Annotated in this window: 11 protein-coding genes; 5 read left to right on the forward strand and 6 right to left on the reverse strand. The window is 61.1% G+C overall.

All coding sequences use genetic code 11. The features are described from left to right. Nucleotides 1-108: 108 nt before the first annotated feature. Entirely contained in the window at nucleotides 109-369 is a 261-nt protein-coding gene (locus ACW9I6_RS13575; protein WP_003212789.1) for a YebG family protein, read from the reverse strand. Nucleotides 370-674: 305 nt separating this feature from the next. Here ACW9I6_RS13575 and ACW9I6_RS13580 point away from each other — a divergent pair, with 305 nt between their 5' ends. Both ACW9I6_RS13580 and ACW9I6_RS13585 read left to right on the forward strand, forming a co-directional pair. Then, on the forward strand, nucleotides 675-932 hold the full coding sequence (locus ACW9I6_RS13580; RefSeq protein WP_008438570.1) for a DUF6124 family protein: 258 nt from the start codon (nucleotides 675-677) through the stop codon (nucleotides 930-932). 287 nt (nucleotides 933-1,219) lie between these two features. After that, nucleotides 1,220-1,708: a phosphate-starvation-inducible protein PsiE gene (locus ACW9I6_RS13585; RefSeq protein ID WP_003212783.1), complete on the forward strand. Its 489-nt coding sequence runs from the start codon at nucleotides 1,220-1,222 to the stop codon at nucleotides 1,706-1,708. Here the strand turns inward: ACW9I6_RS13585 and ACW9I6_RS13590 are convergent. From ACW9I6_RS13590 to ACW9I6_RS13600, 3 genes are all read right to left on the reverse strand, one after another. Then, nucleotides 1,705-2,022: a DUF3509 domain-containing protein gene (locus ACW9I6_RS13590; RefSeq protein ID WP_003212781.1), complete on the reverse strand. Its 318-nt coding sequence runs from the start codon at nucleotides 2,020-2,022 to the stop codon at nucleotides 1,705-1,707. The genes ACW9I6_RS13585 and ACW9I6_RS13590 overlap by 4 nt on opposite strands. Before the next feature lie 300 nt (nucleotides 2,023-2,322). Further along, the gene (locus tag ACW9I6_RS13595) at nucleotides 2,323-3,618 is read right to left on the reverse strand and encodes a serine/threonine transporter (protein ID WP_102605175.1); all 1,296 of its coding nucleotides are present in this window, start codon (nucleotides 3,616-3,618) and stop codon (nucleotides 2,323-2,325) included. A gap of 60 nt (nucleotides 3,619-3,678) precedes the next feature. Beyond that, a complete protein-coding gene (locus ACW9I6_RS13600; RefSeq protein WP_008438553.1) occupies nucleotides 3,679-5,055 on the reverse strand; it encodes an L-serine ammonia-lyase in 1,377 nt (458 codons plus the stop codon). A 137-nt stretch (nucleotides 5,056-5,192) separates the two neighbouring features. Between ACW9I6_RS13600 and ACW9I6_RS13605 the strand changes: the two genes are divergently transcribed. Next, nucleotides 5,193-6,140: a LysR substrate-binding domain-containing protein gene (locus ACW9I6_RS13605; RefSeq protein WP_003212775.1), complete on the forward strand. Its 948-nt coding sequence runs from the start codon at nucleotides 5,193-5,195 to the stop codon at nucleotides 6,138-6,140. Between the two features lie 211 nt (nucleotides 6,141-6,351). Further along, on the forward strand, nucleotides 6,352-6,762 hold the full coding sequence (locus tag ACW9I6_RS13610; RefSeq protein ID WP_003212772.1) for an HPF/RaiA family ribosome-associated protein: 411 nt from the start codon (nucleotides 6,352-6,354) through the stop codon (nucleotides 6,760-6,762). A 72-nt stretch (nucleotides 6,763-6,834) separates the two neighbouring features. Here ACW9I6_RS13610 and ACW9I6_RS13615 read toward each other — a convergent pair whose 3' ends face one another. Continuing rightward, nucleotides 6,835-8,343 (reverse strand): MFS transporter, encoded by a 1,509-nt coding sequence (locus tag ACW9I6_RS13615; protein ID WP_457339431.1) that lies wholly within the window; start codon nucleotides 8,341-8,343, stop codon nucleotides 6,835-6,837. A 104-nt stretch (nucleotides 8,344-8,447) separates the two neighbouring features. Here ACW9I6_RS13615 and ACW9I6_RS13620 point away from each other — a divergent pair, with 104 nt between their 5' ends. Beyond that, nucleotides 8,448-9,320, forward strand: coding sequence for a LysR family transcriptional regulator (locus tag ACW9I6_RS13620; protein ID WP_008438547.1), 873 nt, complete (start codon nucleotides 8,448-8,450; stop codon nucleotides 9,318-9,320). Here ACW9I6_RS13620 and fecA read toward each other — a convergent pair whose 3' ends face one another. Beyond that, complete coding sequence (gene fecA / locus ACW9I6_RS13625; protein ID WP_457339432.1) at nucleotides 9,321-11,666, reverse strand: TonB-dependent Fe(3+) dicitrate receptor FecA; 2,346 nt, start codon at nucleotides 11,664-11,666, stop codon at nucleotides 9,321-9,323. It abuts the gene before it with no gap. Nucleotides 11,667-11,727 lie beyond the last annotated feature (61 nt).

Genomic DNA, 11,727 nt, shown 5'->3' on the forward strand with positions numbered 1-11,727 from the left:
GCGCTCCCAAGCTTTTGGGTCTGCTGCGCAGCCCAGCGGGAGCAAGCTCCCTCGCCACAGCAAGCTCCCTCTGCCACAGCAAGCCCTTTCGCCACTACTGGCAATGCATCACTCAGCCGCTGGCTGCCCAATCTCCGCCAATGCACTCGCATTGTTCTTGAACGCCGCCGCAAACGCCGCGCGGTTCTTGGCCATGAAAATACCGGCATCTTCTGCCTGCTTCTCGCTCAAGCCTTCGACGTTTTTCAACAGCACTTCCATCAGGGACTCTGCCAGTTCAAGCATCTGGTCGTGTGCGTCGGCAAGTTTGCGATCCACGAATGTAGTCTCCAGGTCACGGGTACTGCGATACAGGGTTTCAACAGCCATTTTTCGGCCTCGTCATCGGTGCAGTATTGAAGGGAGTTGCCCTTGGTTCGAATGTCGCCAAGCGTTCTCGCGACTACTGTATTTATATACAGCTAAAAGCATAAGCCAATCCATGGGCTTTGGGTAGTGGCTTTTCAATGTAGCTGGCAAATGCTGGTTTGCCCTATCGGAAACTTCTCACAGGTTGGTGGGGTTGCAGGAGCGTCATTCAGTGGCTTACCTTCTCCGGGCTTCGCTTATGCGGTACACGAGTTTGGCGGCTCGAATTTAAGGAGCAAACATCTTGTAAATCCAAGGAATGCACCATGGTAAAAATGACTGCCTGTTTTTCTGAATCGCCTATAAAGCCGCCTACCGCGCTTTTCGCTGTGACCCCAAATACTGACACTGAAACATTACTCGCCAATGCCAGCGAAACCTTGAACAGTGCCCGTGAAATGGCCAGTAGCCTGGCTTTTGAGCTTGAAGGACCACAGCGAAGTTTGCTTCTGGCGATCCATCAACTGCTGGAAATGAGTGGTTTATTGGTCGATCAAGCGTTGGATCAAGTCGCCCCGACCTGACCTAAATCACCCGGTCACCTAGATGGATCGTTCCCACGCTCTGCGTGGGAATGCATACCGTGACGCTCCGCGTCACCTCTACCCGAAACCCTGGGGCATGGGACGCGGAGCGTCCGGGGCGGCATTCCCACGCGGAGCGTGGGAACGATCATCAAGCAGCAAGATAAGTGCCTCATATCACCCCGCCACCATCTCACTTCCTGTTCCCTGGCCTTTTTTCTGCATGCAGAGAAACGGTCACGTCCAACCCGCATTATCCGGTCGAGCCGACCTAAGGAAGCATCATCGTGAAAATCAACTGGGCTGAAAACCTGCGCAAGACCGTGCACCAACTGGCCGAGTCCTTGGGAAATCTGTTCGTCGAGACCTTCCACTACCTGGCACTGTTCGCCATTGGTGCGGTGACCGCCTATGCCGCGGTGATGGAATTTCTGGGGATGCTGGAGACGGGGCACATCAAGATCGATGACATCTTGCTGCTGTTCATCTACCTGGAACTGGGGGCGATGGTCGGGATTTATTTCAAGACCAACCACATGCCGGTGCGCTTCCTGATCTACGTGGCGATCACGGCGCTGACCCGTCTGCTGATTTCCAACGTGTCCCACCACAACCCGCCCGACATCGGCATCATCTACCTGTGCGGTGGGATTCTGCTGCTGGCGTTCGCGATTCTGGTGGTGCGGTATGCGTCGTCGGCATTTCCGTCGGTGAAGGTCGAAGGCCCGCGCCGCAAGGGCGAAGCGAGCCTTGAAACAGAGAAGGGCGAGCTCTAGAACCCTGCGTTGAGCGGCGGCCTGCTGACCGGCGGCCGCTGCAGTACCTGGTGGCTGTCCCCATCGGTCATCACCGCCAATATCTCCATCGCGCTGTGCCCCTGCTCGATCGCAATCCCGAATTGCACACTCTGCACCAGCCGTTTCAGGCGCTGGGGGTCGTTGCGTTGTTCGGCGCTGATCATGCGTTTGGCCACGACGCCGTCTTCATCGGACAGGGTCAGCATGATGCTGCCGTCCAGCCGCTGGATGCTTAAATTGACCCGGTATTTCGGGGCGAAGGTGTCGGTGATGATCTGAAAAGGGTTGTCCATGGTGCGTTACCGCCTGATAAGAACATGCAGTCATTGACGACCGGTGTCGGGATTAGTTCGCGTTTCCTGACCACCGGCCATTCGCTCGCTGAGGCTTTCACAAGGTCCGTTTTCCTCAGTAGCTGTACAGCAAGGGGCGTGCCGTACAGCAATCTGCCTGCCATCAAATTTCCCCTGTGGGAGCGGGCTTGCTCGCGAATGCGGTGTGTCAGCTAATGATTACTCGGCTGAAGGACCGCTTTCGCGAGCAAGCCCGCTCCCACATTGGGTGGGTGGTGTTTTTGAGTTCGGTGATCCGTTTCAGGGCATCACGGAAAAAACGATCGCAGAGAGCGCAATCAAACCGATCAACACCACAAACACGTTGGACGCCTGGCCCGAGTACTGGCGCAAAGATGGCACTCGGCGGATGGCGTACATCGGCATCAGGAACAACAGGCAGGCGATGATCGGCCCGCCCATGGTTTCGATCATGCCGAGGATGCTCGGGTTGAAGGTGGCCACGGCCCAGCAGGTCAGCACCATGAACAGCGCGGTGCAGCGCTCCAGCCACTTGGCCGACATGCTGCGGTTGCGCCCGCGCAGGGATTTGACGATCAGGCCCTGGAAGCCTTCGCTGGCGCCGATGTAGTGGCCCAGGAAGGATTTGGTGATCGCCACCAGCGCGATCAACGGTGCGGCGTAGGCGATGACCGGGGTCTGGAAGTGGTTCGCCAGGTACGACAGGATCGAGATGTTCTGCGCCTTGGCGGCGGCGAGGTCAGCCGGCGACAGGGCCAGCACGCAGCTGAAGCAGAAGAACATCACCGTCAGCACCATCATGCTGTGGGCCATGGCCAGGATGCCGCTGCTTTTGCGTTCGGCTTGCGGGCCGTACACGCGTTTCTGGTCGACGGCGAAGGCGGAGATGATCGGCGAGTGGTTGAAGGAAAACACCATCACCGGGATCGCCAGCCACAAGGTCTTGAAGAAGGCCGGCACGGGCATGCCTTCGCTGGCGGAGGCGAAGAATGCGCCGTTCCAGTTGGGGATCAGGCTCACCGCCAACAGCAGCAGGGCGGCGACGAAGGGGTACACCAGCACGCTCATGGCCTTGACGATCACGCCCTGGCCGCAGCGCACAATGGCCATCAGGCCGAGGATCAGCACCAGCGACAGGATTGCCCGGGGCGGTGCAGCCAGGTGCAGTTGGTGTTCCATAAAGCTGGTCAGGGTGTTGGTCAGCGCCACGCTGTACACCAGCAAAATCGGGAAGATCGCGAAGAAGTACAGCAGGGTGATCAGCTTGCCGGCGCCGATGCCGAAGTGTTCTTCCACCACTTCGGTGATGTCGCCGGATTTGCCCGACAACACAAAGCGCGTCAGCCCACGGTGGGCGAAGAAGGTCATCGGGAAGGCCAGCAGCGCCAGCACGATCAACGGCCAGAAGCCGCCCACGCCAGCGTTGATCGGCAGGAACAAGGTGCCGGCACCGATGGCGGTGCCGTAGAGGCCGAGCATCCAGGTGGTGTCGTGTTTGTTCCAGCCTTGTGTAACGGTGGTCGGCGTCAGGTCTACAGCGGGATTTTCGGCAGCAGGTGTACGTACATCGGTCATCGTTATTGCCTCGTTATTATTTTTGCGCGGGCTCACGTTGGGGCGGCAGGAGTGCTCCGATCAGCACTCCACCCAGCTGACGGCCAGGCCGCCCCGTGAAGTTTCTTTGTATTTGTCGTGCATGTCGGCGCCGGTGTCGCGCATGGTGCGGATCACCCGGTCCAGGGAGATGAAGTGTTTGCCGTCGCCGCGCAGGGCCATTTGCGTGGCGTTGATCGCCTTGACCGCGGCGATGGCGTTGCGCTCGATGCACGGCACCTGGACCAACCCGCCAACCGGGTCGCAGGTCAAACCCAGGTTATGTTCCAGGCCGATTTCGGCGGCGTTTTCCAGTTGCTCCGGGGATGCGCCGAGCACGTCCGCAAGGCCGGCAGCGGCCATGGCGCAGGCGGAACCCACTTCGCCCTGGCAGCCGACTTCGGCGCCGGAGATCGAGGCGTTTTTCTTGCAGAGGATGCCGACGGCGGCGGCAGCCAGGAAGAAATTCACCACGTCATCGTCGGATGCGTCCGGGTTGAACTTCATGTAGTAGTGCAGCACCGCCGGGATGATTCCCGCCGCGCCATTGGTCGGTGCCGTCACCATGCGCCCGCCGGCGGCGTTTTCTTCGTTGACGGCGAGGGCGAACAGGTTGACCCATTCCATGGCCGACAAGGTCGAGGTGATAACGTTGGGTTTGCCGATTTCCAGCAGGCTGCGGTGCAATTTCGCCGCGCGCCGTGGCACATCCAGACCGCCGGGCAGGATGCCTTCGTGGCGCAGGCCTTGTTCGACGCATTCACGCATCACCGACCAGATATGCAGCAGGCCGCTGCGGATCTCGGCATCGCTGCGCCAGGCCCGCTCGTTGGCCATCATCAGCTCGGAAACCCGCAGGCCGTGCTTGTTGCACAAGGCCAGCAGTTCGACGGCGCTCGAAAAGTCGTAGGGCAATTGCACTTCGCTGGTAGGCGCGATACCGGACTCGGCTTCTGCCGCTTCGATGATGAAACCGCCGCCCACCGAGTAGTACGTTTGCTCGCTCAACGGGCCGTTTTCGCCGTAGGCATGCAGGGACATGGCGTTGGGGTGGTAGGGCAGGCTTTCGTCCAGCAGCAGGAGGTCGTGTTGCCAGTTGAAGGCAATCGACGTGCGGCCGCCGAGCAGCAATTGGCCGGACTCGCGCAGTTGCTGGATGCGTGGGCCGATGCTGGTGGGGTCGATGCTGTCTGGCCATTCGCCCATCAGGCCCATCACACAGGCGCGGTCGGTGGCGTGGCCGACACCGGTGGCGGACAGCGAGCCGTACAAACGCACTTCTACCCGACGGGTTTCGTCGAGCAATTGCTGGTCGATAAGCGCTTGGACGAAGGTCGCCGCGGCCCGCATCGGGCCGACGGTATGGGAGCTGGAAGGACCAATGCCCACTTTGAATAGATCGAAAACACTGATAGCCATGCTAAACCCTTACAAGCAATGGAGTAGGAATCGCTGCCATGTTTTGTAGGACAAGCGGAATTGGCGCGATACTGAGCCTCTGGATCGGCACTGACCAACGAATTATCCTAAGACACCCTTTAGCAGGACTAAACCCTATGGCTCGCCCGCTTCATGGCCAGACCTACGTCTGGTTGCACGTTTTTTCCTGCGCGGCACGGCATTTGTCGTTCACCCGCTGCGCCGAGGAACTGCACATCACCCCGGGCGCGGTCAGCCAGCAAATCCGTCAGTTGGAGGAGCGTCTGGGGTTTCGCCTGTTCCATCGGCGCGCACGCGGGGTTGAGCTGAGCGCAGAGGGCCAGCGGTTGGCGATCACCGTGGGCGAGGCCTATGGCAGCATCGATGCCGAGTTGCAGCGGCTGGACGCCGGGATGATCAGCGGCACCTTGCGCCTGCGCTCGATCCCGTCGTTTCTCGGCAAATGGCTGACCCCGCGTTTGCCGCGTTTGCAGCAGCGCTTCCCGGATATCCAGCTGCGCATGGTTGCCGAAGACAGCAGCGTCGCCCTGCACGAGGGCGACTTCGACCTGGCCATCGACCTTAACGACGGCAGCTATCCCGGCTTGTTGTCCACAGCCTTGCTGGACGAGCAGATTTTCCCGGTGTGCGCACCGAGCCTGCTGCGGGGGCGACCGCCACTGCATGGCCCCGCTGACCTGGTGCATTTCCCGCTGCTGCACGACATCACTGCCTGGCGTGGGAGTTATGAGTACGCAGAGTGGGAGTTCTACCTGAATGCCATCGGCTACGACGCTGCCGACGTACGGCGCGGGCATACCTTCAACCGCAATCACCTGACCATCGAGGCGGCGATTGCCGGCATGGGCGTGGCGATTGCCCGGCGTACCTTGCTCAATGACGAACTGGAACGCGGCACCTTGATCGTGCCATTCGGCCTCGCCGTCCCCAACCACAAACGCTATGTGCTGCTGTACGCGCCGGGTGCGTTGAGCCATCCGGGCGTGCGGGCGGTGCATGACTGGCTGGTGGAGGAAGCGGAGATTTTTCGCGGATTGCACCCGTTGGGAGAGGGGCAATTGTAAGGAAGTTGGCGGTAAGAAGATGTAACCAACTCCCCACCCTAACAGCGTTTTTGGTTGTAGTCAGGGTTAATTTGTAATGTGGGATTTATCTTTGCAAAGGGGTTGAAATGTTCCTCTGTCTGCTCAATTGTGTAATCAGGAGGTCATGGTTTTCACCCATCCGGTGAAGCAGGAATGGCCTTCGGCGAGCTAGCTGAAATAAGGGAAAACTATGCAAATCCAAGTCAATAGCGATAACCATATTGAAAGCAGCATCCGACTGGAGGAGTGGGTACGTACCACCATTGAGAGCACGCTCGAACGTTACGAAGAAGATCTGACCCGCGTCGAGGTTTACCTGCGGGACGAGAACGGTGACAAGCCCGGCCCACACGATCTGAGTTGCCGACTGGAAGCACGGCCAAAAGGCCATCAACCGCTTTCGGTCCTCCATAAAGCCGATACGCTGGAACAGGCGATCGATGGCGCAGCGACCAAGCTGGAGCATGCCCTGGAGCATCTGTACGGCAAACTGCGCGGCAAACCACGCGCCGCGGGTCAAAGCCTGCCCAATACCAAGGCCGACGAGGCCGAGCTAGAAGAGGAATTCCTGGAAAACGAACAGGCTGCGCTTAACGGCTGATAGCTGATACTTTTTTCAACCCCACTGAAAACGGGCCTGCAGATGCAGGCCCGTTTTTTTATGCGCAAAAGGTCAGCGCGGGCTGCGCCGGAAAAAACAGGCGCTCAAGGCCGCCAGTGCGCACGCTCCAACGCCGGCATACAACATGGCCCATCCCGCACCGTTGCGCAGCGCGGCCTGGGCGATCAGTGGGCCCTGCGGCAACACGTCCAGCTTGCCGGCGGCGATGTCCTGACTGAGGGTGGCCAGTTGCGCGGTGTCGGGCAATACGCCAGCCAGGTAATGAGCGATCCCGAGTATCAACACCAACCCCATCAACGCGATATTCAGCGCCAGGGTGATCAGCCGTGCACTGAAGTCGATGCCCGAGGCCATCCCCGCGCGGTCGGATGAAACTGATCCGGTAGTGGTGTTGGTGGTGGGCGAGTTGGTAAACGCCAAGCCGCTGCCGGCAATCCCACAGGCGATCAGGACCCATACCACACTGGGCTGGCCGCTATGATTGATCGCCGCCATTGTCACAAACCCCACGCCCATCAGGCCCAGGCCCAATGGAATGATGCGTTCGGCGCCATAGCGCAGGGCCAGGCGTTCAGCCAGCGGCGGCACCACCAACGTGGGCAGGGTATAGGCGAGCAGGGCGAGCCCGGTGAGCATGGTGTCGTAGCCCAGGCCGGCCTGGAAATACAGCGGCAGGTAGATCATGAAGGGCCAGAAGCTGAAGTTCATGCCGATCGAGCCCATCAGCGCGCCGTTGAAGCGCGGGATGCGAAACACCGAGAAGTCGAACATCGGATGCAGGCTGCGCCGCTCGACAACCACGAACAACAACAGGCTGCCCACCGACAGTCCGGCCCAGCCGAGCATGGCCGGGGTGGCAAAGCCGCTAAAGGTGCCCTGGGTGATGAAATAAACCAGGGCGAACACTGCCAGGGTGAGGGTGGCCATACCGGCTATATCGAGGCGATGGGCCGCCGGGTCACGGGATTCCTGCACGCTGATGCGCAGCAACACCAGGGTGAACAAGGTCAACGGCACATGCACCAGGAACACCCAGCGCCAATCCGCCACCGCCAGGATCAATGCCCCCACCATCGGCCCGAAACCCAGGCCCACCCCGGCGATCACGCCCCACACCGCAAAGGCCCGGGCCCGGGTCGCCGGCTCGCGGAACTGGTGCGACAGGATCGCGAACTGGCAGATCATCATCGCCCCGCCACCCACGCCCTGGACAAAACGCGCCGCGATCAGCGTGGACGCATCGTTCGCCAGCCCGCAGGCGAGCGAAGCCAGCCCGAATACCCACAGGCACAGCACCAGCATGCGTCGGCGGCCAAAGCGATCGGCCAATGTGCCGGCGGCCATCAGCACGCTGGTGCAGGCCAGGGTGTAGGCGTTCATGATCCATTGGGCGTCCTGGAAGCCGGTGCCCAGTTGCTGCTCAAGGGTGGGCAGGATGACCGGCACGCTGGAAATCTCCAGCCCGAACATCAGCGCCACCAGGCACACGGCGGTGAGCGCAAGGCCGTCCCGGGCGGTACGTGGCGGGTTGATGGCAGATACAACGGCGTCGGGTGGCATGGCCTCTTCCTTTCAATGGGGGAAGGTGTCATCTTCACGGGAATCTGATTCTTTATTAGCGATACTTCTTCCTGTGATAAGGGAATATAGGGCGACAAACGATCATGGCCACTCCGCGTTTTGATGGTGTTGAACTGTTTTTGCAGATCGTCGAGAGCGGCAATCTGACGGAGGCCGCCGAACGGCTGAACCTCACGCGCTCGGCGGTGGGCAAAGGCTTGGCGCGTCTGGAAGCGCGGTTGGGGACGTCGCTGTTGCAACGCTCCACCCGGCGTCAGCGTTTGACCGAGGACGGGCAGGCCTATTACGAGCATTGCCTGCGTGCGCTGGCGGAACTGGAAGCCGCCGAATCCGTGCTGGAAAGTGGCCGTCAGCAGCCACGTGGACGGTTAAGGGCCAGCTTGCCTTTGGCGTTCGGTCATCACTATGCGGCGCCGGCGTTGTGGGGGCTCATGGACCGTTTTCCGCAACTGGAGATTGAAATTTCCTTCTCCGACCGACTGATCGACCTGGCCCAGGAAGGCTTCGACCTGGCGGTGCGCATTGGCGCATTGCCTGACACCGACCGCTTGAGTGCACGTCGCCTCGGCGAACAGGCGATTGCCCTGGCGGCGTCACCCGCGTACTTGCAGCGCACACCTCGTATTGACTCCATCGACGACCTGGCCGGGCACCGGGGCATTGCCTATCGCAGCAATGCCCCGCACCGCGAGCGAGTCGCCTCGCCGTTGATCCTCGATGACCTGCAGGCCGTGGCCGATGCCGCCATCGCCGGGGTCGGCCTGGCCTGGTTGCCCAGTTGGCTGATCGCCCACTACGTGTTGCGCGGGCAACTGCAGGCGGTACTGCCGGGCCACCGCGAGCAACCGATGCCGATCCATGTCATCTGGCCCACGGCGACGCACATGCCGGCCAAGACCCGGTGCGCCATCGACGCGTTGGTGGCCGGCACACCTTCGTGCCTGGCGGGTAGCTGATCAGAACGCGATGGACGTCTGCACATACAGCGTGCGCGGCTCGCCGACGTATTTGCCCTTGTTGTTATCGTCAAACGAGCGGGTGTAGTACTGCTTGTTGAAGATGTTTTTCACACCCACCGCCACGTTCAAATCCGACAGCTGCGGGCCAAAGTCGTACGCCGCGCGGCTGCTGAACAGCATGTAGCCAGGAATGCGTCCGGTGCTGCCATCAGCACTTTCTGCTTCAGTGTTGGCGTTGTCGGCAAACTGGCTGCTCTGGTAGCTGCTGTCCACGTTCAACTTCCAGCGACCTTCGGTGTAACCCACGCCCAGGGTGCCCTTGTGCTTGGAGGAGAAGGGTACGCGGTTGCCTTTGTTCGGGCCGTCTTCGCGGATGGTGGCGTCGATGTAGGCGTAGGTGGCGTACACATCAAAACCGGCGAGCGCCGGGCTCAAGCCGTCGAGGGCGTAGTTGATGCTGGACTCGATGCCCTGATGGCGGGTTTCGCCGCGGGCGATCACGGTGTCGTTGGTCTGGTTGCTGTCATACTGGTTGTCGAAGTTGATCAGGAACGCGCCGATTTCGGCGCGCAAGGTGCCGTTGTCATAGCGTGTGCCGAGTTCCCAGGTGCGGGCTTTTTCCGGCTTCACTTCGCCACTGGTCACGCGGTTGGGCATCTGGCTGTACTGCACGCTGCCGAACGAACCTTCGGTGTTGGCGTAGAGGTTCCAGTCGTCGGTCAGGTGGTAGAGCACGTTCAGCGCCGGCAGGGCGGTGTTGTAGTCGCCTTTGTATTTGACGTTGCTGAGGTTGTTGGTCTGCTGGGACTCGATCATCTCGTAGCGGATGCCCGGAGTGATGGTCCACTTGCCGATATCTATCCGGTCGTCGACGAAGAACGCATTGGCTTCGGTGCTGCCTCGGGTGTCGCGGTCGTTGCGGCTGTCGGTGGTCGGCAGTTGCTGATTGGCGGAAATCGGCGTGCGGTAGCGCAGTTCGTGGCCGGCCTCGTTGATGTAGCGGTAGCCCACGCCGACTTCGTGGCTGGTTGGGCCGAGGTCGAAGCCTTGGGCGAAACGGGTTTCCAGGCCGCGTACCCAATACTCGCGGGGCGACAGGGAGAGGAAGTTGCCCTGGTCCAGGTAACCGCTGCGCAGGGTGGTGGTGAAGAAGCTGTTGACCGTGAATTCCCGGCGATCTTCGTGGTAGCGATAGCCCGCGTTGAACATGGTACGCCGGCCCCAGAACTGGTCGTAGGGGCGGGTGGACTGATACGGGTCGGCCTTGTAGGCCGCAGTGCTCAAACCACCGGGCATATCGGCTTTGCCTTCGTAGTACTGCGCCATGGCGTTGAAGCTGTTGGCGTCGTCCAGTTGGTATTTGCCCTTGAGGATCAGGTCGTCGATGCGGGTGTCGCTGTTTTCGCGCCAATCACCACCACGGGTGCCGGAATACAGGATCGCGCCGCCCAGGCCGTTGTCCGCCGTGCCGCCGGCCAGCAGGTTGCCGGTGGTCTTGAAGCCATCGTGGCTGGAAGGCGGGCTGGTTTCGGTTTGCAGGCCGCCTTTCACCGTTGGCGCATCGGGAATCGCGCGCGTGACGAAGTTGACGATGCCGCCGACGTTCTGCGGGCCATAACGCACTGCGCCGCCGCCGCGTACCACGTCCACGGCATCCATGTTGCCCATGCTGATGGGCGCGAACGACAACTGCGGCTGGCCATACGGCGCGAACGGCACCGGGATGCCGTCCATCAAGACCGTGGAGCGCGAGGCCAGGCGTGGGTTGAGCCCGCGAATGCCGAAGTTCAGCGCCATGTCGTGGCTGCCGGTGCCGTTGTTTTCCGGGGCGTTGACCCCGGGAATGCGGTTGAGCACGTCGCGGGCCTGGGTGGCGCCCTGGCGTTCGAATTCTTCGCGGCGGATCACGTCCCGGGCGCCCGGGTGCTCGAAGACGTTGGTTTGCGCCGCGTCCCCCAGCCAGTCGCCGACCACTTTGGAGGTGCCCAATTCGAGGGTGGCCGGAGCATTCGCCGGTTGCAGGCTGAAGGCGTTGTTGCCCTCGGCACGGGCTTGCAGGCCGGTGCCTTTGAGCAACGCATTCAAGCCTTCTTCAGCGGTGTAGTTGCCCGACAGGCCGTGGCTTTGCACGCCGGCGGTCACGTCCGAGCCAAATGAAATCAGCACGCCGGCTTCCCGGCCAAATTGATTCAGCGCCGCTTCCAGTGACGTAGGGGCGATGCGGTAGGGCTTGGCGTCGGCCGCCATTACGTAGGGAACGGTGCTGAAACTGAGGCTGGCCCCCAGCAACAAGTGGCGCAGGGTGCGGGCGAGTGGCGTCAGGCGAGTCGGTTGCTGGGGCATGAAGTGCGGTCCTGAGAAGGAAGGATCAAGGTGGCTTTCCTTCTCTGTCACGCGAGGTGCG

The sequence above is a fragment of the Pseudomonas sp. SDO5522_S412 genome (genome assembly GCF_054071215.1).